21 protein-coding genes, 1 tRNA gene and 1 pseudogene are annotated in these 19,979 nt (G+C 70.6%); 17 read left to right on the top strand and 6 right to left on the bottom strand.

Going from position 1 to position 19,979, the window contains the following annotated elements; translation table 11 throughout:
• Together ACHFGS_RS08480 and ACHFGS_RS08475 are read left to right on the top strand one after the other, a co-directional pair.
• A partial coding sequence (locus ACHFGS_RS08480; RefSeq protein WP_394289362.1) for a 2-succinyl-5-enolpyruvyl-6-hydroxy-3-cyclohexene-1-carboxylate synthase occupies nt 1-1,246 on the top strand: 1,246 nt, incomplete at its 5' end.
• 51 nt (nt 1,247-1,297) lie between these two features.
• Nucleotides 1,298-2,161: a polyphosphate kinase 2 family protein gene (locus tag ACHFGS_RS08475; RefSeq protein ID WP_394289361.1), complete on the top strand. Its 864-nt coding sequence runs from the start codon at nt 1,298-1,300 to the stop codon at nt 2,159-2,161.
• A gap of 53 nt (nt 2,162-2,214) precedes the next feature.
• Here ACHFGS_RS08475 and ACHFGS_RS08470 read toward each other — a convergent pair whose 3' ends face one another.
• Complete coding sequence (locus tag ACHFGS_RS08470) at nt 2,215-3,465, bottom strand: isochorismate synthase MenF (protein WP_394278795.1); 1,251 nt, start codon at nt 3,463-3,465, stop codon at nt 2,215-2,217.
• 36 nt (nt 3,466-3,501) lie between these two features.
• Here ACHFGS_RS08470 and ACHFGS_RS08465 point away from each other — a divergent pair, with 36 nt between their 5' ends.
• The 4 genes from ACHFGS_RS08465 to ACHFGS_RS08450 are packed head-to-tail and all read left to right on the top strand — an operon-like array spanning nt 3,502 to nt 7,821.
• A complete protein-coding gene (locus ACHFGS_RS08465; protein ID WP_394278794.1) occupies nt 3,502-4,299 on the top strand; it encodes a demethylmenaquinone methyltransferase in 798 nt (265 codons plus the stop codon).
• Nucleotides 4,296-5,357 (top strand): polyprenyl synthetase family protein, encoded by a 1,062-nt coding sequence (locus ACHFGS_RS08460; RefSeq protein WP_394278793.1) that lies wholly within the window; start codon nt 4,296-4,298, stop codon nt 5,355-5,357. Before ACHFGS_RS08465 ends, ACHFGS_RS08460 begins: the two co-directional genes overlap by 4 nt.
• A 57-nt stretch (nt 5,358-5,414) precedes the next feature.
• The gene (locus tag ACHFGS_RS08455) at nt 5,415-6,788 is read left to right on the top strand and encodes an FAD-dependent oxidoreductase (protein WP_394278792.1); all 1,374 of its coding nucleotides are present in this window, start codon (nt 5,415-5,417) and stop codon (nt 6,786-6,788) included.
• A gap of 7 nt (nt 6,789-6,795) precedes the next feature.
• Nucleotides 6,796-7,821 (top strand): alpha/beta hydrolase, encoded by a 1,026-nt coding sequence (locus ACHFGS_RS08450; protein WP_394278791.1) that lies wholly within the window; start codon nt 6,796-6,798, stop codon nt 7,819-7,821.
• Here ACHFGS_RS08450 and ACHFGS_RS08445 read toward each other — a convergent pair.
• Nucleotides 7,763-8,974 (bottom strand): multidrug effflux MFS transporter, encoded by a 1,212-nt coding sequence (locus ACHFGS_RS08445; protein WP_394278790.1) that lies wholly within the window; start codon nt 8,972-8,974, stop codon nt 7,763-7,765. The two genes, ACHFGS_RS08450 and ACHFGS_RS08445, sit on opposite strands and share 59 nt — an antisense overlap.
• A gap of 80 nt (nt 8,975-9,054) precedes the next feature.
• On the opposite strand from ACHFGS_RS08445, the gene ACHFGS_RS08440 reads away from it, so the two are divergent.
• Nucleotides 9,055-9,246, top strand: a complete 192-nt coding sequence (locus ACHFGS_RS08440) for a hypothetical protein (protein ID WP_184219402.1) — start codon at nt 9,055-9,057, stop codon at nt 9,244-9,246.
• Between the two features lie 11 nt (nt 9,247-9,257).
• Here the strand turns inward: ACHFGS_RS08440 and ACHFGS_RS08435 are convergent, their stop codons facing one another.
• A complete protein-coding gene (locus ACHFGS_RS08435; RefSeq protein WP_394278789.1) occupies nt 9,258-9,857 on the bottom strand; it encodes a TetR/AcrR family transcriptional regulator in 600 nt (199 codons plus the stop codon).
• Nucleotides 9,858-9,965: 108 nt separating this feature from the next.
• Between ACHFGS_RS08435 and ACHFGS_RS08430 the strand changes: the two genes are divergently transcribed.
• The 3 genes from ACHFGS_RS08430 (at nt 9,966) to ACHFGS_RS08420 (ending at nt 13,276) form a co-directional block, all read left to right on the top strand.
• On the top strand, nt 9,966-10,790 hold the full coding sequence (locus ACHFGS_RS08430) for a sugar phosphate isomerase/epimerase family protein (protein WP_394278788.1): 825 nt from the start codon (nt 9,966-9,968) through the stop codon (nt 10,788-10,790).
• Nucleotides 10,787-11,914, top strand: coding sequence for a Gfo/Idh/MocA family protein (locus ACHFGS_RS08425; RefSeq protein WP_394289360.1), 1,128 nt, complete (start codon nt 10,787-10,789; stop codon nt 11,912-11,914). The genes ACHFGS_RS08430 and ACHFGS_RS08425 overlap by 4 nt, the downstream gene beginning before the upstream one ends.
• Before the next feature lie 123 nt (nt 11,915-12,037).
• Nucleotides 12,038-13,276, top strand: coding sequence for an NAD(P)/FAD-dependent oxidoreductase (locus tag ACHFGS_RS08420; RefSeq protein ID WP_394278571.1), 1,239 nt, complete (start codon nt 12,038-12,040; stop codon nt 13,274-13,276).
• Between the two features lie 13 nt (nt 13,277-13,289).
• On the opposite strand, the gene ACHFGS_RS08415 is transcribed toward ACHFGS_RS08420, so the two are convergent.
• Nucleotides 13,290-13,778 carry a YajQ family cyclic di-GMP-binding protein gene (locus ACHFGS_RS08415; protein WP_394278570.1) on the bottom strand — a complete coding sequence of 163 codons (489 nt, stop codon included), beginning with the start codon at nt 13,776-13,778 and terminating at the stop codon, nt 13,290-13,292.
• A gap of 48 nt (nt 13,779-13,826) precedes the next feature.
• Here ACHFGS_RS08415 and ACHFGS_RS08410 point away from each other — a divergent pair, with 48 nt between their 5' ends.
• The 6 genes from ACHFGS_RS08410 (at nt 13,827) to ACHFGS_RS08385 (ending at nt 17,687) form a co-directional block, all read left to right on the top strand.
• A complete protein-coding gene (locus tag ACHFGS_RS08410; protein ID WP_394278569.1) occupies nt 13,827-14,147 on the top strand; it encodes a hypothetical protein in 321 nt (106 codons plus the stop codon).
• A gap of 40 nt (nt 14,148-14,187) precedes the next feature.
• A complete protein-coding gene (locus ACHFGS_RS08405) occupies nt 14,188-14,676 on the top strand; it encodes an FBP domain-containing protein (protein WP_394278568.1) in 489 nt (162 codons plus the stop codon).
• Nucleotides 14,677-14,763: 87 nt separating this feature from the next.
• A tRNA-Tyr gene (locus ACHFGS_RS08400) sits at nt 14,764-14,845 on the top strand.
• Nucleotides 14,846-15,000: 155 nt separating this feature from the next.
• Nucleotides 15,001-16,413 carry a glyceraldehyde-3-phosphate dehydrogenase gene (locus ACHFGS_RS08395; protein ID WP_394289363.1) on the top strand — a complete coding sequence of 471 codons (1,413 nt, stop codon included), beginning with the start codon at nt 15,001-15,003 and terminating at the stop codon, nt 16,411-16,413.
• A 51-nt stretch (nt 16,414-16,464) separates the two neighbouring features.
• Nucleotides 16,465-16,674 (top strand): hypothetical protein, encoded by a 210-nt coding sequence (locus tag ACHFGS_RS08390; RefSeq protein ID WP_394289359.1) that lies wholly within the window; start codon nt 16,465-16,467, stop codon nt 16,672-16,674.
• Nucleotides 16,675-16,739: 65 nt separating this feature from the next.
• Nucleotides 16,740-17,687: a VOC family protein gene (locus ACHFGS_RS08385; RefSeq protein ID WP_394289358.1), complete on the top strand. Its 948-nt coding sequence runs from the start codon at nt 16,740-16,742 to the stop codon at nt 17,685-17,687.
• Between the two features lies 1 nt (nt 17,688).
• Here ACHFGS_RS08385 and ACHFGS_RS08380 read toward each other — a convergent pair whose 3' ends face one another.
• Nucleotides 17,689-18,186, bottom strand: coding sequence for a MarR family winged helix-turn-helix transcriptional regulator (locus tag ACHFGS_RS08380; RefSeq protein WP_394289357.1), 498 nt, complete (start codon nt 18,184-18,186; stop codon nt 17,689-17,691).
• 105 nt (nt 18,187-18,291) lie between these two features.
• On the opposite strand from ACHFGS_RS08380, the gene ACHFGS_RS08375 reads away from it, so the two are divergent.
• Nucleotides 18,292-19,200, top strand: a complete 909-nt coding sequence (locus ACHFGS_RS08375) for a hypothetical protein (RefSeq protein ID WP_394289356.1) — start codon at nt 18,292-18,294, stop codon at nt 19,198-19,200.
• A 69-nt stretch (nt 19,201-19,269) separates the two neighbouring features.
• Here the strand turns inward: ACHFGS_RS08375 and ACHFGS_RS08370 are convergent.
• Nucleotides 19,270-19,979, bottom strand: a pseudogene (locus ACHFGS_RS08370) (NAD(P)/FAD-dependent oxidoreductase); the annotation flags it as partial.

Here is a 19,979-nt window from a genome sequence, read left to right as displayed (position 1 = left end):
TCTGAACCTGCCCTGTCGCGAGCCGCTCGCCGGGGCGCTGCCCGACTGGCTGAGCGCCACCACGGAGGCCGCCGCAGCCGGCGCGGCCGCGACCCCTGACCCCGATGCCGAGGAGCCTCGCGAATCGTGGGGCGCGCACTTCCAGGGCGGCGGCGGTATCGGTGCGGCCAACGTGCCGGGCGACCCCGACGCGCCGGTCGTGCTGCCGCGCGGTCCGCGCACCGTCGTCGTGGCCGGTGCCGATGCGGGGCCGGATGCCGAGGCGTTCGCCCACGCCGGCGGCTTTCCGCTCATCGCGGAGATCGTCAGCGGCGCCCGGTTCGGTCGCCACCTCGTGCACGGGTACCGGACCCTGCTCTCGGATGCCGACCTCGGCGGGCGCATCGAGCGCGCCGTCGTCTTCGGCCACCCGACGCTCAGCCGCGAGGTCGCACGCCTGCTCGCCCGCACGGACGTCGAGGTCTGGGCGCTCCGCGGGCCGGGGGAGCCTCTCAACCTGAACGGCGCCACCTCGACCGTCGATGCCGTCGCATTGGACGACGGCGCCGCCGACCGGCAGTGGCTCGGCGCGTGGGTGCGGGCGTCCCGCGACCACCTCGTCGACCTGAGCCCCGAAGCCCCGGATGTCCACGCGCTGGCCTCGACCGACCCTGCCGCGCGGAAGGCGGCGATGTCGACCGAGCTCGGCGCGATCCGTGCGCCGCTCGACCGTGCGACGCTCGTCGATGCGGTCTGGCGCGCGACCTGGCCGCACGACCGGCTCCTGTTCGGGTCGTCGCGACTCGTGCGCGTCGCCGATCAGCTCCTCGGCGGCAAGAAGGTTCCCGTCCACGCCAACCGCGGTCTTGCCGGCATCGACGGCACCGTCGCGACGGGCGTCGGCATCGCGGTCGCCTCGCAGCAGCCGGGAACACCGGGCGTCACCCGTGTGCTGCTCGGCGATCTCGCGTTCCTCCACGACGTCGGCGCCCTGCTCCTGCCGCCGGCGGAGGACGAGCCGCGCATCCAGGTCATCGTCGGCAACGACGGCGGCGGCACGATCTTCGACGGACTCGAAGTCGCCGGCGTCGCCGGGCCCGATGCGTTCGACCGGGTGCTGTACACCCCGCAGACGGTGCGACTCGAGGAGATCGCGCGAGCCTACGGCTGGGAGTACGTCCGGATCACGACCCGCGGCGCGCTCGACCAGGCGCTCACCGCTCCCGTCGGCGGCCGCCAGATCATCGAAGTCCCGCTCGCCCGCTGAGCCCGGGCCCGCACCCTGGCCCCGAACCCGCGCCGCGGGCATGATGGCTCCATGACTGCGAAGAGCCAGAAGAACTGGTCGGACGACCCTGCCCGCCTCCTCCGCGTCGGCGACGGGTTCTCGCTCGCGGACGTCGACCCCGACTCGACGCCCGGCTACGAGGGCGGCAAGACCGAGGGTCAGGACGACCTCGCGGCGGGCGCGGAGCAGTTCGACGAGCTGCAGGAGCGTCTGTTCGCGCAGAGCCGGCTCCACCACGACGCCCCGGCAGCGCTGCTGGTGCTGCAGGCGATGGACTCCGCCGGCAAGGGGGGCATCGTCCGGCATGTCATCGGGGCGACCGATCCGCAGGGCGTGCACCTGAAGGCGTTCAAGAAGCCCACCGAGGAGGAGCTGCAGCACGACTTCCTCTGGCGCATCGAGAAGGAGGTCCCCAAGGCCGGGTACATCGGGGTCTTCGACCGCTCCCACTACGAGGATGTCCTCATCGGCCGGGTCCGTGAGCTCGCGCCGCCGGAGGAGATCGAGCGCCGCTACGACGCGATCAACGACTTCGAGAAGCGGCTGACCGATCACGGCGTGCACGTCGTCAAGGTGATGCTCCACATCTCCAGTGACGAGCAGAAGGCGCGACTGCAGGAGCGGCTCGACCGCCCCGACAAGCACTGGAAGTACAACCCCGGCGACGTCGACGAGCGAAAGCTCTGGCCGCAGTACATGGACGCCTACCAGGCCGTCTTCGAGCGCACCTCGACCGAGCGGGCGCCGTGGCACGTCGTCCCCGCGAACGCCAAGTGGTACGCGCGGCTCGCGGTGCAGGCCCTCGTCCTCGACACGCTCGAGCGCATCGACCCGCAGTGGCCCGCCGCTGACTTCGACGTCGAGGCCGAGAAGGCGCGGCTCGCGGCGACCTGATTGCCGTCGCGTCGGGCCCGGCGCGCCAGGCCGGGAGCACAGTGACCCGCGTGTCAGGCCAGCGCGTCGACGATCGGGCGGAACTTCACCCGGGTCTCGAGCATCTCGGTCTCCGGATCGCTGCCCGAGACGATGCCCGCACCGGCGTGCGCCGTGAGGCGGATCCCGTCGGCGTCGGCCGCGTGCACGTCGAACTGCGCGCAGCGCAGCGCGATCGCCCATTCGCCGTCGCCGTTGCCGTCGATCCAGCCGACCGGTCCGGCGTAGCGGCCGCGATCGAACGGTTCGATCCGCCGGATGACCGCCAGCGCGGCATCCGTCGGCGTTCCCGCGACGGCCGCGGTCGGGTGCAGCACGCCCAGGAGGTCGAGGGCGGAGGCGTCGCCGGCGAGGGTGCCTTCGACATCGGTCGCGAGGTGCCAGACGTTGGGGAGCTTCAGCATGAACGGCTCCGCTTCGGCGACGAGCGCGCTCGTGTGCGGGCGGAGCGCGGTGAGCACGCTCTGCACCGCGTAGCCGTGCTCGTCGAGGTCCTTCGCGCTGGTGGCGAGGGCGAGGGATGCCGCGGTGTCCTCGTCTGCGTCGGCGCCGCGCGCCGCGGTGCCGGCCAGCACGCGGGCGGTCACGGTGCCCCCGGCGACGGTGACGAGGGTCTCGGGGCTCGCGCCGATGAGCCCGTCGACGGCGAACGTCCAGGTGTCAGGGTAGGCGGAGGCGAGTGCGCGGACGAGGCGTCGGAGGTCGGCGCCGGCCTGCACCGAGCCGACGAGGTCACGCGCGAGGACGACCTTGGCGACCTCTCCGGCGGTGATCGCGTCGATGCCCGCCTGCACGGCGTCTTGGTACCCCTCGGGGCTGCAGGAGCCGGGCCCGACGGTGGCGGACCAGTGCGGACCGAAGCCGGTCTGCGGCGGGAGCCCCTCGGCGGCCTCGTCATCGAGCGTGATGTGCGTCACCCACGCGCGCGCTCCGCGGCGCCCGAGGACGACGGCGGGCACGGTGAGCACCGGCGTCGCGGCCGAGGCGGCGGGGTCGAACGGGAACGCCCCGAACGCGACGATCCCCGTTCCCGGGAGTCCGACCGCATCGTCGACCTGCGCCGCCGCGGCCGTCTCGCGCCACCAGGCAGCGGCATCCGCCCCCTCGGGGAGCGTCGCGACGGCACCGACGCCGACGAGCGTGTCGCCCCGGCGCGACCAGACGGTCGGATCGTGCGGAGCGGCGAACGGCAGCAGGTCGTCGGCGGCTGCGATCTCGCGGGTGGTCGCCCGCAGCCGAAGAGGGCGCGGGGTGGGGGAGCTCACCCCTCCAGCCTAAGCCTGGCGACGTAGACTCGAGCGGTGACCGACCAGCCCTCCCGTGACTCCTCGAACCGCGCCGACCTGGGCAAGGACCCGTCGCGCGTCAGCGGCATGTTCGACGAGGTCGCCGCCGGCTACGACCGCACGAACACCGTGCTGAGCCTCGGCAACGACAAACTGTGGCGCGTCGCCGCGACCCGTGCGATCGCACCGCGCCGCGGACAGCGGATCCTCGACCTCGCCGCCGGCACCGGCGCGAGCTCGGTCTCGCTCGCCCGCTCGGGCGCCGACGTCGTGGCCGCCGACTTCTCCGCCGGGATGATCGCCGAAGGCCGCCGGCGGCACAGCGGCATCCCGAATCTGACCTTCGCCGAAGCGGATGCCACGGCCCTCCCGTTCGCGGACGAGGAGTTCGACACCGTCACCATCTCGTTCGGGCTGCGGAACGTCAACGACCCCGACAAGGCCCTGCGCGAGATGCTCCGCGTGACCAAGCCCGGCGGGACGCTCGTCGTGTGCGAGTTCTCGCACCCGCAGGCGCCTGTCATGCGGTCGCTCTACGGCTTCTACAACGACCGGGTGCTGCCGCTGGTCGCGCGCGCGGTCAGCTCGAACCCCGACGCCTACGACTACCTGAACGAGTCGATCCGCGATTGGCCCGACCAGCAGGCGCTCGCCGCGCGCATCCGCGACGCCGGCTGGGAGTCGGTCGAATATCGCGACCTGACCTTCGGCATCGTCGCCCTGCACCGCGGTCGGAAGCCCCTCACCGCCCCAGCGCAAGGGGCGACGGCGGCGAACCGCGAAGAGAGCGCGACGGGTACGGTGGAGGGATGACCCCCCGACCCGTGATTCCGGGCTCGCCGTTGACGAGCCAGCTCGGCGTCACCGAACGCATCTTCGCGGGACCGCGACTGCGGAAACTGCTCAGCGCCGTCGAGAGCGGACTCGAGCGGGTCGAGGAGCACCTCGCCGTCGAGCTGAAGGTCGGTGACTCGCTCGCCGACACCACCTCGCGCTACCTCTACGAGGCCGGCGGCAAGCGCCTGCGCCCGATGCTGTCGATCCTCACCGCCCAGCTCGGCTCGGGAGTGAACGACGACGTCATCGCGGGTGCGGTGGCGCTCGAGATGACCCACCTCGGGTCGCTGTACCACGACGACGTCATGGACGAAGCCGACCGCCGCCGGGGCGTGCCCAGCGCCCACGCGGTGTGGGGCAACAGCGTCGCGATCCTCACCGGTGATCTGCTGTTCTCCCGTGCCAGCCAGCTCATGGCGACGATCGGCGAGCGGGCGATCCGTCTGCAGGCCGACACCTTCGAGCGCCTCGTGCTCGGTCAGATGCACGAGACCGTCGGCGCGCAGGCGGGCGATGACCCGGTCGAGTTCTACCTCCAGGTGCTCAGCGACAAGACCGGCTCGCTCATCGCGGCGGCCGCCGAGACCGGCGTCGTCTTCTCCGACGCCCCCGACGAGTACGCCGCCCCGGTGCGCGAGTTCGGTGAGCGCGTGGGCGTTGCCTTCCAGCTGCTCGACGACGTCATCGACCTGTCGGCGGATGCCGAGGAGACCGGCAAGGTGCCCGGCACCGACCTGCGCGCGGGCGTCCCGACCATGCCGTACTTGCTGCTCGGCCGCGCCGGCGACCCCGCCTCGCAGGCGCTGAAGGCCACGATCGACCACGGCGTCGCGCGCATCTCCGACGGCGCCGACCCCGAGATCCTCGACGGTCCGCTCGCGTCCCTGCGCGAGCACCCCGTCACCGAGGCGACGCGCGCGCTCGCCCACGAGTGGGCAGACCGCGCCGTCGCCGCCCTCGCGCCGCTGCCCGACGGACCCGTGCGCGATGCGCTCACGCGCTTCGCCGAGGTCATGGTCGACCGCTCCAGCTGAACTCCGGCGCATCGCCGACCTTCGTCACGCCCTCACGGGCTCTCGGAAAGGACACTCATGACCAAGCTCCGGCTGGCCATCGTCGGCGCAGGACCCGCCGGCATCTACGCGGCGGACATCCTCTTGAAGGCCGAGCGGAAGTTCGACGTCTCGATCGACCTGTTCGACCACCTTCCCGCCCCGTACGGTCTCGTCCGTTACGGCGTCGCGCCCGATCACCCGCGCATCAAGGGCATCATCAACGCCCTCCGTGATGTGCTCGACCGCGGTGATATCCGCATCTTCGGCAACGTCCACTTCGGCACCGACATCACCCTCGACGACCTGAAGAAGCACTACAACGCGGTCATCTTCGCGACCGGTGCGATCAAGGACGCCGACCTCGACATCCCCGGCATCGACGCCGAGGGGTCCTACGGCGCGGCCGACTTCGTCAGTTGGTACGACGGGCACCCCGACTTCCCGCGCGAATGGCCGCTGGATGCGGCATCCGTCGCCGTCCTCGGCAACGGCAACGTCGCGCTCGACGTGGCCCGCATCCTCGCGAAGCACGCCGATGACCTGCTGCCCACCGAGATCCCCGCGAACGTCTACGACGGGCTCAAGGCGTCGCCCGTCACCGACGTGCACGTCTTCGGTCGCCGTGGCCCCGCGCAGGTGAAGTTCACCCCGCTCGAGCTCCGCGAACTCGGCGAGCTGCGCGACGTCGACATGGTCGTCTACGACGAGGACTTCGACTACGACGAGGCGTCGAAGGCCGCGATCACCTCCAACAAGCAGGTGATGGTCATCGACCGCGTGCTGCAGTCGTGGCGCCAGCGCCCGAGCGTCAACAACGCCGGGGGAGAGGCCAGCCGCCGTCTGCACCTGCACTTCTACGCCAAGCCCGTCGAGGTGAAGAAGGATGCCGAGGGTCGCGTCGCTGCGATCGTGTACGAGCGCACCCGTCCCGACGGCGAGGGCGGTGTCGTCGGCACCGGCGAGATGCGCGAGGTCGAGATCGGTCAGCTCTACCGCGCGATCGGCTACTTCGGCTCGCCGCTGAAGGACGTGCCCTTCGATAAGCGCCACGGCGTGATCCCGAACCACGAGGGTCAGGTCCTGAAGAAGGACTCGAACGAGCGGGTGCCGGGCGTCTACGCGACCGGCTGGATCAAGCGCGGCCCGGTCGGGCTCATCGGTCACACGAAGTCCGACGCGATGGAGACCATCCGTCACCTGATCAACGACCAGGGTTCGTGGTGGACGCCGGAGGACCCCTCCGACGAGTCGATCCCGGCTCTGCTCGCCGAGCGCGGCGTCGCCTGGACCGACCTCGCCGGCTGGCACCGACTCGACGAGCACGAGATCGCGCTCGGCGCTCCCACCGAGCGCGCGCGCATCAAGGTCGTCGATCGCGACGAGATGGTGCGGGTCTCGCGCGGCGAGTGAGGCTCCAATGAGCGGCGAGTGGGAGACGGACGTCATCGGGCGTCCGTTCCAGTCCCTGACGCTGCCCCTCGGCACCGACCAGGAGGGCGAGGTCGTCGCGACGCTCGTCCGCCTCGAGCCGCCGACGCTCGCGCGGCTGACGGGGCCGCTGCGCGACGTCGACGTCCTCTATCTGCACGGCTGGTCCGACTACTTCTTCCAGGTCGAGCTCGCCCGGTTCTGGACTTCGCACGGAGCGCGCTTCCACGCGCTCGACTTGCGCAAGTACGGCCGCAGCCTGCGCCCCGGCCAGACGCCCGGGTTCGTGACGTCGCTCGAGGTGTACGACGCCGACATCGCCACGGCCCTCGAAGCGATGGGCCACGGCCTCGAGGGTGCGCCGTCGCGGCGTCGGCTCGTGATGATGGGGCATTCGACGGGCGGCCTCACCGCCACGCTCTGGGCATCGCGGCACCAAGGGCGCCTCGCGGGGCTCGTCCTCAACAGCCCGTGGCTCGAGCTGCAGATCGGCACCCTCGGTCGCCAGGCGCTGTCGCCCCTCGTGCAGATGCGGGCGCGCGTCGATCCGTTGGGTGCGCACCCCGTCGTCGACCTCGGCTTCTACACCCGCGCGCAGACCGAGGTGGGCGCGCTGCCCGTCCGCGGCTACCGGCGGGATTGGCGGCCCGAGCGCGGATTCCCGACGCACCCGGGCTGGCTCGCCGCGATCGTCGAGGGGCACCGTCGGGTGTCGGCGGGCATCGACGTGGGTGTTCCGACCCTCGTGATGCTGTCGACCGCGTCGACGAATCCGCTCGCGTGGAACGCTGAGATGACCGGCAGCGACTCGGTGCTCGTCGTCGACGACATCGCCCGCGCCGCCACCCGGATTGGGCGCGACATCACGCTCGCGCGGATCGAGGGTGGCATCCACGACCTCTTCCTATCGCGTCCGGGCCCTCGCGAGCAGGCCTACCGTGCGCTCGAAAGGTGGCTCACGACGGGTGCGATCGGGCGCTCGCGCGGTTCGAGGCGATCCCGAGCGTCAGGCTGAGCAGCGCGCCGACGAGCATGACGCACGCCATCGGCACCGCGGTCTCCTCGCCCCACAGGCCCACCACGGGGGTGATGAGCGCGCCGACCGCGAACTGGGACGCGCCCATGAGGGCCGCGCCCGCGCCGCGGTTGCGGGGCGTCGCCCGGGCGAGGCCGAGCGCGTTCGCGTTGCCGAATGTGAGACCCGCCGCCCCCATGGTGGCGAAGGCGCAGCCGAGGAAGAGCGGGATCGACAGGATGCCGGTGGCCGCCGAGACCGTCATGACCGTCGCGGACGCGACGCCGAGCGCGGCGCCGACCACCAGCATCCGTTCCGGTCCGATGCGCGGTGCGTAGGTCGCGTTGATCAGGTTCGCGACGAGCAGTGCGACCCCGCCCCCGGCGAAGCCGAGGCCGTAGAGGAAGGGCGGCATCCCGAGGATCACCTGGGCGACGAAGGGGGATGCCGCGACGTAGGCGAACAGGCCCGCGAACCCGGCGACGTACGCACCGGTGTAGCCGAGGTAGATCGGGTCCCGCGCGAAGTGGGCGAACGACGATCGCATGGCGCGCAGCCCACCGGTGTGGCGGAGTTCGCGAGGGAGGGACTCCGGCACGACGAGCCAGGCGAGCGCGAGCATCAGGACGGCGATGACCGCGAGGGCCGTGAGCACCCCGCGCCACCCCGAGAACGAGGCGACCAGTCCGCCGACCGGGGGAGCGACGAGGGGGCCGAGGCCGCCGACCGTCGCGATCAGACTGAGGGCCCGGACCGCGGTGCGGCCCGTGCTGAGGTCGACGGCGATGGCGCGGGCGATCACGACGCCGGCCGCTCCCGCCAGTCCCTGCACCAGCCGCAGGGCGATGAACACCTCGATGGTCGGCGCCGCGACGAGGGCGATGCTCGTGAGGGTGAAGGCGCTCGTCGCGAGCAGGAGCACCCGTCGACGTCCCCACATGTCCGAGAGCGGTCCGAGCAGCAGCTGGCCGACACCGAGGCCCAAGAGGAACGCCGTCAGCGTCAGCTGCACCGTCGCGGGCGCGGCGTCGAGCTCGCGGGCGATCTGCGGCAGCGACGCGAGGTACATGTCGATCGCGAACGGGCCGACGGCCGAGAGGAAGCCCAGGACGACGACGAGTCCGCGTGTGAGCCGCGGGGCGGAGCCGGTCACGGGCGATCACCCCGCGCCGCGTGCGCCGCGAACGCCGCCGCCGCTAGCATGGGCCGCACACGGGGACGAGGGGTGCACTCATGGTGGAGCGCATTGTGTACGAGCGCGGCGACGGCCGGTGGGGCTGGGTGCTGCGCGACAAGGATCAGGTCATCGCGTCGGACGGCAGCGCCGGCTACCTCAGTGAGGCGTACGCGCGTCAGATGTCCGACCGCGTGCTGTCCGGCTCGTATGCCGCGGCGCGGGTGTCGGTGCGGCGCATGCACCACTGAGCGGATGCCGCTCATGCCGGTGGCCGCAGCAGGGCGCCGAGCGTCCGCAGGGTCGATTCGAGCCCGACGGAGGGCTCGAGGAGCCACTGGATCTGCAGGCCGTCCGACGCGGCGATGATGAGGGCCGCGAGGTGCTCGGCCGGCACGTCGTCACGCACCGTGCCCTCAGCCTGCTGTGACCGCAGGCTCGCGGTCAGTTCGGCGCGCAGGCGCTCGAAGCGGGTGGCGAAGAACTCGCGCCCGACACCGCCGGCGCCTTCGAGCGACGCGGCGACGAGAGTCGAGTAGAGGGTGACCAGGCCGGGGACCTCGACGTTGCGGACGGCGGCGTGGATCATCGTCTCGATGCCCGGCACGAGGTCGGCGGGTTCGGCGCGGTTCGCTTCGGCGTGTGCGTACACCGCGACGAGCAGCTGCTCGCGGGAGTCGAAGTAGTGCAGCAGGGCGGCGTGGGAGATGCCGATCGCCTCCGCGATGCGGCGGAGCGAGGTGCCGTCGGCGCCGCGGTCGCGGAACACCTCGATGGCGCGGTCGAGGATCTCCTGGCGCCTCGCGACGCCCTTCGGCTGTGATCCGCGCCGTCCGATGACGGCGGTTTCGTCGTGCTCCACCGGGCCAGAGTAGCCCGTGAAGGAGAAAAACCTCCACTTGGAGGTTTTGTGCTAGCGTCGTGTCACGCCGCGCTGCGGCATCCGACAACGACGTACGAAAGAAGACCCATGGCTCTGCCACTCGCTTCGGTCCAGCTGTACTCCCTCGCCAAGGAGTTCAGCGCCGACATGTCCGGTTCGCTCGACAAGCTCGCCGCTATCGGGCTGCGTCACGTCGAGGCGTTTGATTTCGTCAGCCGTCCCGCCGAGATCCGCGCGGCGCTCGATGCCAGTGGTCTCTCGTCGCCCACGGGACACGCCCCGCTGCTGTCGGATGAGCTGTGGACGCCGGACGGCGCGATCCCGACTCCCGCGCCCGAGGTGGTCTTCGAAGCCGCCGCGACCATCGGCATGAAGACCGTCATCGACCCGTTCGTCGCCCCCGAGCGGTGGCTCACCGCTGACGGCGTCGCCGACATCGCCGAGCGCCTCAACCGCGCGGGCGAGAAGGCCGCTGAGTTCGGCCTCACCGTCGGGTACCACAACCACGCGCAGGAGTTCGTCGCCGACGTCGACGGTCAGAGCGCGTATGCCCGCTTCGTCGAGCTGACCGACGAGCGCGTCGAGCTCGAGCTCGACCTGTTCTGGGCGCTCACCGGCGGTCAGGACGTGCCCGAGCTGGTGCGTTCACTCGGTGCGCGGCTCGCGGCCGTGCACGTGAAGGATGGCGTCGTGCCGACCTCGAACCCGTGGGCTCCGGGTGCCGGCGACTTCGGATCCGACACGCTCGACCAGCGTCACGCCGGCACCGGGGAGGTGCCGCTGGCCGACGCGCTGCGCGCGAACGACGCCATTCGGTATGCCGTCATCGAGTACGACAACGCCCCGGGCGACGTGTTCGCCGACGTGGCCGCGTCGTACGCGTTCCTCCGCGAAGGCGGGTTCGTCGCATGACCGGTCCCGTCGGAGTCGGCGTCATCGGCGCCGGTGTCATCAGCCAGACCTATCTCGAGAACCTCACCTCGTTCCCCGACGTGAAGGTCGTCGCGATCGGCGACCTGCTCCCCGAGCGTGCTCAGGCGAAGGCCGCCGAGCACGGGGTGCCGTCGTGGGGGACGTTCGACGACGTGCTCGCGAACCCCGACGTCGAACTCGTCGTCAACCTGACGATCCCGCAGGCCCACATCGAGGTGTCCTCGCGCGCTGTCGCCGCCGGCAAGCACGTGTTGACCGAGAAGCCGCTCGGCCTCGACCGCGAGGGTGCTCGTCAGCTGCTGGCGGATGCAGCGGCCGCCGGCGTCCGCGTCGGCTCGGCGCCCGACACGATCCTCGGTCCCGGGTTCCAGACCGCCAAGCGTGCGATCGCGGAGGGGGTGATCGGTCAGCCGCTGTTCGTGCAGACCGCATTCCAGACGCAGGGGCCCGACCTGTGGCATCCCGAACCCGCGTTCCTGTTCGCCCACGGTGCCGGCCCGCTGCTGGACATGGGGCCGTACTACTTCTCGGCGCTCGTGAGCCTGCTCGGACCGATCGCCGGGGTCGCCGCGCGCGGGTCGCGCTTTCGCACCCAGCGCCAGATCCACACGGGGCCGCGGGCGGGGGAGACGTTCCCCGTCGAGGTGCCGTCTTCGGTGCAGGTGCTGTCGACCTTCGAGGGCGGCCAGCACGGCACGCACCTGCTGAGCTTCGACTCGGCGCTCGAGCGGCACGGGGTCGTCGAGATCCACGGCACCGAGGGCTCGATCGTCCTGCCCGACCCGAACCGCTTCGAGGGTGAGACGTCGTACGTGAAGCCGCTGGGCGTCTTCCGTGACGGCATGAAGACCGATCAGGAGTGGATCGCCGTCGAGCAGCAGGGGACTGTCGTGGGCCGCGGCCTCGGTGTGCTCGACATGGTCCGCGCGATCGCCGAGGACCGCCCGCACGTCGCGACCGGCGAGCTCGGCTTCCACGTGCTCGACGTGCTGCTGTCGGCGCAGGCCTCGGCTGAGACCGGTCAGTACCTCGAGATCGAGAGCACCGTCGCCCCGGTGCCCGCCGTTCCCGTCGACTTCGACCCGTTCGCCCAGACTCTCTGAGCAGGCATGACGACGGCCCGGTCCCTTGCGGGGCCGGGCCATCGTCATTCTCCTGCGCTACCGGCTCCCGGGCGGGATGTAAAGGGTGAGGACGGTCGCGAGGGCGGTGTCTAGCGTCGCGGCATGAGCAATTTCGCGTCTTCCGTCCGACGAATGGTGAAGCGGATGAGCGTGCCCGGGGCGCCGACTCGCCGCGTTGTGGTCATCGGCGGCGGGAACGCCGGACTCTCCATCGCCGGCCGGCTGCAGCGCCGCCGCGGACTCGAGGTGACGGTGATCGAGCCGCGGACATCGCACGTCTACGCGCCGCTGCAGTCGCACATCGCGGGCGGTGCGGCACGGGCGTCGGAGGCTGAGCGTCCGCAGGCCCAGGCCACGCCGAAGGGCGTCGCATGGGTGCGCGGCAGTGTCACCGCGGTCGACGCCGAGCGGAACGCCGTGACGCTCGCCTCGGGCGAGACGATCGGCTACGACGACCTCATCGTCGCCGCGGGCATCGAGCAGCACTGGGACGCGGTGCCGGGGCTGTCCGCGGCGATGGCCGATGAACGCGGGATCTCGAACTACACGCTCCCGCTCGCAGCGAAAGCTTCCCTCGCGCTCCGCGACCTGACGAGCGGCACCGTCGTCTTCGCCCAGTGCCCCGAGCCCGCTTCAGCGGCCGGGGTCGCGCAGAAGCCGATGTACCTCGCTGCCGAGTGGTGGCGCGCGAAGGGCGTCGCGGGCGACATCCGGATCGTCTTCGTGTCGCCGGAGCCGTCGGCGTCCGCCAACCCGGCGGTGTCCGCAGAACTGCAGCGCAAGCTCGACGAGTACGGCATCGAGACCCACTTCTCCTTCGACCTTCTCGACGTGGATGCCGCTCGTCGCGAGGTCACCATCGGGCGCGGCATCCATCGGGAGAGCATTTCCTACGACCTGCTCCATGCCGCTCCACCGCAGCGACCCGCGGTGTGGATCGCCGAAGGCGGTCTCGCGGATGCCGACGGCTTCGTCGACGTCGATCCGCAGACGCTCCGGCACCGCCGCTACTCGAACGTATGGGCGCTGGGGGATGCGGCCGCCGTGCGCACCCGTCGCTCCGGTGGTGCGATCCGGAAACAGGCGCAGACGCTCGCGAAGAACCACGCGGACGCGCTCGCCGGACGCCGGCTGAGTGCGGTGTACGACGGGTACACGGTGACGCCCGTTACGGTCAGCCGTCGCACCGTCGTCTTCGCGGAGTTCGACGGCGACGATCGGCTCCAGCCCACGGTGCCGTTCTGGAAGACGCTGTATCGCGAGCGCCGCCTGACGTGGATCTTCGACCGGCACATCCTGCCGCAGGTCTACTGGCACCTCATCCTGCGAGGGCTCGCGTGAGGAAAGCTGCGTCTCAGCGGTAGTTGACGAACTGAAGGTCGACGTCGAGGTCGGCGGCCTTCAGCAGGCGCTGAACCTCCTGCAGGTCGTCGCGTGACTTCGACTGCACGCGCAGCTCGTCGCCCTGGATCTGCGCCTTGACCGACTTGGGGCCCTCGTCGCGGATCATCTTGCTGATCTTCTTCGCGTCCTCGCTCGAGATGCCCTCCTTGAGGGTCGAGACCAGACGGAACTCCTTGCCGGAGGGCTGCGCCTCACCCGAGTCGAGGCTCTTCAGTGAGATGCCGCGCTTGATGAGCTTGGACTGGAAGACGTCGAGCACGGCCTTCGCGCGGTCCTCGCTGTTCGCCTTGATGAGGATCGAGTCGCCGCTCCACTCGATCGAGGCGCCGGTGCCCTTGAAGTCGTAGCGCTGCTCGACCTCCTTGCGGGCCTGGTTCAGAGCGTTGTCCGCTTCCTGACGGTCGATCTTGGAGACGATGTCGAATGAGCTGTCAGCCATGCGCCGAGTCTAACGAGGTGGCACACCGTCGCGCCCTAGGCTGACGGCGTGAGCACAACGCAGACCGTCCCGGTGACCGCCCAGCGAGCGTGGGGCATCGGCGCCGTCGTCGTCGAGGTCATCTCCGTCCTGCCGTCGGCGATCGCGCTCATCCTGGCGCTGAGCGTCGATGCGAACTACGGCTGGCTGCTGATCATCACCATTCCGGTGCTCGTGATCGGCGGCCTCATCGGCATGCTCGCGGGCATCGTCGGCATCATCTTCGGCGTCATCCGCCGACGTGCGCTGGTGTGGCCCATCGTCGGCACCGCCGTGGGCGTGCTCGTGGTCATCCTCGCCGCGTTCGTCTTCGTGCCGTTCCTCGGCTGAGCGCGGCCCCCGCCCTGCGCTCCGTTCGTAGACTGACCGGATGCGGCCGCTGACAGAACACCAGCTGCGCGACGTCCTCGTCAATGCGACGAGGGACGAGCGAGAACGTCTGGAACTGCCCCTCGACTTCGCGTTGCTCGACTGGGACCACCTCGACTTCCTCGCCTGGCGCGACCCCACGACCCGCAGTCGCGGGTACATCGTCGCGGAGCTGGCGGGTGCCCCCACCGGAATCGTGCTGCGCGCGGCATCCGGATCATCGTCGGGACAATCGGCGATGTGCAACATCTGTCACACCCTCCAGCCCGGCAACCAGGTCGCGATGTTCACCGCTCGCAAGACAGGGGATGCCGGGGATCGCGGCGACAGCGTCGGCACCTACGTCTGCGCCGATCTGACCTGCCACGAGAACGTGCGGATCGCAGGTCCCCTGGCGCCGAGCGAGATCCGCGCGAGCGTCGACCGGCGGATCGACGGCACGCGACACCGCCTCGAATCGTTCGTCGAGCGGGTCGCCACAGCCGCCTGACCCGTTGGTTTTTGCAGGCGCGATCGGGAGGGTAAGATAGGTGATCGCGCCTCCGGTCGACTGTACAAGCCGGTCGGGTGCGCACCTGGCGAGTTACCCAAGCGGCCAAAGGGATCTGACTGTAAATCAGACTGCATTGCATTCGGGGGTTCGAATCCCTCACTCGCCACCGGACACCAGAGGCCCGGAATCCCGTCCCGACACGAGATTCCGGGCCTCTCGGCCGAGCGCGACGTACCCACACGCCGCGATCCTTCTGCCTCAACGCCGACTGAAGGGCACACAGTGACGAACCTCTCCTTCGACACGCACAGGAACGAATGGGTGCGACGGGAGGAACTCGCCGAGGCCCTCATCCCGCTCATCGGCAGGCTGTACCGCGACTACGGCGTCGTGACGTCGATCCACGGTCACCGCCTGCTCAACCTGCCCGCGATCGGCATCATCGCGGTGCACGACCGGGCCGCGGAGCTCGGCCACCACGCCGTGACGCTGGATCACACGCTCGAGGTGCTGCAGGCGCTGCTGGCGGCCCAGCCTGCCCCCGCGTCGATCGACATCGCGCGAGTGACCCTTGCGCTGACCGATGAGAACCCCGACGACCTCGCCACCCTGCTGGCGGGCATCACCTCGCCCGAGCACGTGCGCACCGATGTCGTGCTGTACGGCTTCGGCCGCATCGGACGCCTCCTCGCCCGCATCCTGATCGACCACGCCGGCAACGGGCACGGCCTGCGCCTGCGCGCCATCGTGGTGCGACGCGGATCCGACAACGACCTCGACAAGCGGGCGAGCCTGCTCGCCCGGGACTCCGTCCACGGACCCTTCCCCGGTTCGATCACCGTCGACCACGAGAACGATGTGCTCGTCGCCAACGGGGTGCGCGTCCAGGTCATCTACTCGGATGACCCCTCCACCGTCGACTACACCGCCTACGGCATCAACGACGCGGTCGTCGTGGACAACACCGGCCGCTGGCGCGACGAGGCCGGGCTGAGCCGGCACCTGCAGAGCCCGGGCGCCTCCCGCGTGCTCCTCACTGCTCCGGGCAAGACGCCGATCAAGAACATCGTCCACGGCATCAACGACGACACCATCGAATCGACCGACACGATCCTCTCGGCCGCGTCGTGCACCACCAACGCCATCACCCCGGTCCTGAAGGCGCTCGACGACGCGTACGGCATCCAGCGCGGACACGTCGAGACGGTTCACTCGTTCACCAACGACCAGAACCTCATCGACAACTTCCACAAGGGAAACCGACGTGGTCGTTCCGCTGTCTTGAACATGGTCATCACCGAGACGGGTGCGGCAACGGCCGTCGCCAAGGCGCTGCCGCAGCTGAAGGGCAAGCTGACCGGGTCGAGCATCCGCGTCCCCACGCCGGACGTCTCCCTCGCGATCCTGAACCTGACGCTCGACCGGCCGGTCACGAAGGAGGAGGTGAACGAGTATCTCCGTCACGTGTCGCTGCACTCCGAGCTGCGGCAGCAGATCGACTACGTCGAGTCGCCCGAGGTCGTGTCCACCGACTTCGTCGGGTCGCACCGCGCGGGCATCGTCGACGGCCTCGCCACGATCGCCGATGACGTGAACCTCGTGCTCTACGTCTGGTACGACAACGAGTTCGGGTACAGCTGCCAGGTCGTGCGCGTTCTCGAGCGCATGGCGGGCACCCACCCCACGGTCATCCCGCCGCGCGAGCCGGTGCGCAGCGAGCTCGTCGCCTCGTAAGCGCGAACCCGCGTCCCGGCGAGCGTCGTCGACGCCATGCACACGGGGTGGATGCCGGCACTCACCTCGCCGGGATACCAGCGCTATGCGCTCGCGGGCTGGGACGGACCCGGACCCGGCTGGCGCCTGCACGGCGCGTACGGGCAGATGCTCCTCTTCTCCGGCGACGCGGTGGTCGCGATCACCGCTGACGACCATTTCGGCGCCGACGCGATGGCCGCGCACACCCTTCAGGTGCTCCACGATGCGCAGGTTCGCTGAAGCGGGAATGGATTGCCGACCGATTCAGTTGTAGGTACAACAGAACCCCACGACAGGAGCATCCCATGACGGACACCACTGCGGAAGCCGCCGCGATCTCGACCGCCGAGGTCTCCGACGCGACGCTGAACGCCGCCACCGACATGGACGCGGTGACCCTGCGTGTGGGCGACCTCGAGGGCATGACCTCCTACTACTCGGGCGCGCTCGCCCTCGAGCCGCTCGAAGAGCGCTCGCGCGGCAGCGAGGTGCACCGCGTGCTCGGCCGCGGTCGCACGCCCATGGTGCGCCTGGTCGGCACGCCGGGCCTGCCCGCCGTCGACCCACGCCAGGCGGGCCTGTTCCACACCGCCTTCCTGTTCCCGGATGCCGCCGCGCTCGCCGCGACCGTCTACCGCGCCGCGCAGGACCCCCGCAGCCGCTTCAGCGGGTCGAGCGACCACCTCGTCAGCGAGGCATTCTACTTCACCGATCCCGAAGGCAACGGCATCGAGCTGTACGTCGACCGCCCCCGGGATCAGTGGAGCTATGCGGGCGGCGGGCTGCAGATGGGCACCCTCTACCTCGACCCGAACGCGTACCTCCAGCAGAACCTCACCGAGCAGACGCTCGCGGGCGTCGGGCGTGCCGCCGGCAAGGTCGGTCACGTGCACCTGCAGGTGGGCGACATCCCCACCGCCCGCGCCTTCTACATCGACGCGCTCGGCTTCGAGACGACCGTCGACACCTACCCGGGCGCCCTGTTCGCCTCCGCCGGCGGATACCACCACCACGTCGCGATGAATACGTGGAACAGCGCCGGGGCGGGCCCTCGCGCCGCCGCGCTCGGGCTCGGTGACGTCGCCATCACGGTGCCGGCGCGCGAAGACCTCGACGCCCTGGCATCCCGGCTCGTCCACCACAGAATTGCCTTCGCCGACAGCGGCCGGGACATCGTGCTGCGTGACCCGTGGGGCACGCAGGTGACCGTCGGGCTGCCCGGCGCCGACATCGACGACGTGCTCTCGCGCTGAATCAGTCGCGCCGTGAGGGCGGCAGCACCCGCTCGTGCGGGTCGAGGGCCGCGACGACCGGTTCGAGCGCGGTCGTCAGCGCGCCGAGCTGGTCGGGCGTCAGCCGGTCGATCACCAGTTCCTTCACGAGCGCGATGTGCGACGGCACCGCCCGCACGAGCGCGCGCCGTCCCTCACCGCTGAGACGCACCGTCACGACGCGGGCGTCGGTGGGATCGTCGCCGCGCTCGACGAGCCCGCGGTCGGTGAGCTTGCCGACCACGCGCGACAGTCGCGGCATGGTCGCGTTCACGGCATCCGCCAGATCGGTCGTCCGGAGAGTCGACGCGGGGGACTGCTGCAGGGCGCTCAGCACCATGAACTCGAAGTGGGTCATGCCCGACTCGGACTGCAGCTGCGCGTCGAGGGCGGCGGGGAGCAGCTGCGTCGTCCAGACGAGGGCGAGCCACGCACGGGACTGCTGCTCGTCCATCCGGGGTACGCGGTACTCGTCTTCCACAGCATCAGCGTAGGTCTGTCAATGGGGGGAGGAGACCGCGCTCGCGTCGGCACGGTCTGAGAGGATGGGGGCGATTGCGGGCGCCGCCCGCCGAAGGGACAGATGATGAGCGCACCGATCAAATCCCCCGACTCGTCCAAGATCTTCCGCGTCGCGATCTGGATCGCGATCGGCGCCCTGATCGCTGCGGCGCTGGTCTGTGTCGTCTGGGTGCTCATCGGTGACGGCAGCGGCGTCGTCGGCCGCGCGTTCCTCACGATCCTGCTGCTGGTCGGCTTCGCGGGCATCGCGCTGCTCGAATCGTCGCTCGCCCCCAAGCGCCCCACGTGGCTGACCATCACGAGCATGGTGACCTGGGTTGTCGCGCTGCTGATCGGCGCGCTGCTGATCTGGTTGCCCTACGGCCAGCACGGCTCGGGCTACGGCGTCGGTCGCTTCTTCAGCTTCCTGGTGATCGTCCTCGTGCTGCAGGGTGCTCTCCTGCACGTCGTCCTGTATTCGAAGGCCTACGCGCGCTACCAGACCACCTTCACGAGCGTTGTCGCCTACGTGACGATCGGCCTTCTCGGAATCCTCGCCGTCATGCTGATCATCCCGCTCGTGACCGCGGAGTTCTGGGACTTCCTCCCCATCTACTGGCGCATCGTGACGGCGCTCGCGATCCTCATCGCCGTCGGCACGATCCTGCTGCCGCTGGTGAACGCGCTCTTCGCGCCGAAGAAGCCCCGCCCGGAGCCTGCGCCCTATGGACCGGCCGGCGCCAACCCGGCGTACACGCAGCCGATCGACCCGCACATGCACGCGCAGCAGGGCTACGCGCAGTACCCGCAGGGGTACGGCTCACCGCAGTACGCTCCGCAGCAGCAGGCCTGGCCGACGTACGCCGATGGGCGCACCCCGCTCCCGGTGATGCCCGATGGGACCCCCGACTGGAACGCGTACTACACCGGTTGGCCGTCGCAGCCCGGGTACTCCGACGCGCCGCCGATGCCGCCCGCGCCGCCGCAGCCCTGATCGCGCCGGCGCCGCCCGCGTCGAACGCGTCGAACCCCGCCCCAGCCTCGGCTGCGGCGGGGTTTCGCGTCAGCGGCCGAGCATCTCCAGCGCGGCCATGGCGGCGTTGTGGCCGCCGATGCCACTGACGGCGCCGCCGCGCTGTGCGCCCGACCCGCACAGCAGCACGCGTTCGTGCGGGGTGCCGACGCCCCACCGCTGCGCGGGGGTCTCGAGCGGTGCGTCGTCCGAGACCCACGGCCACGCGAGGTCGCCGTGGAAGATGTCGCCGCCGACCATGCCGAGCGACGCCTCCAGATCGGCCGTTGTCCGCGCCTCGATGCAGGGCGTGCCGTCGGGCGCCTCGTAGACGACGTCGGCGATCGGCTCGGCGAGCACAGAGTCGAGGGAACGCTGCGCCGCCGCGAGCAGCGCGTCGCGGTCGGCGTGACCCTCCGCGACGAGACGGTGCGGAACGTGTAGGCCGAACAGGGTGAGCGTCTGCGCGCCCTCGGCCTGCAACTCCGGTCCGAGGATGCTCGGGTCGGTGAGGGAGTGGCAGTAGATCTCGGCGGGGAGGGGATCGGGGATGCCACCTCCCGCCGCACGGGCGTGCGCGGCATCCAGCTGGGTCAGCGTCTCGTTGATGTGGAACGTCCCGGCGAATGCGGCCTCCGGCGCAACGGTGCTGTCGTGCAGGCGCGGCAGGCGACGCAGCAGCATGTTGACCTTCACCTGGGCGCCCTCGGGCCGGGCGCGGCCGGTGCCCGCCGCGTCGCCGGCGGCGAGCAGAGCACAAA

This window comes from Microbacterium sp. (assembly GCF_043427715.1).
Lineage (GTDB): Bacteria > Actinomycetota > Actinomycetes > Actinomycetales > Microbacteriaceae > Microbacterium.
This window is presented reverse-complemented; position numbering and strand designations above follow the sequence as displayed.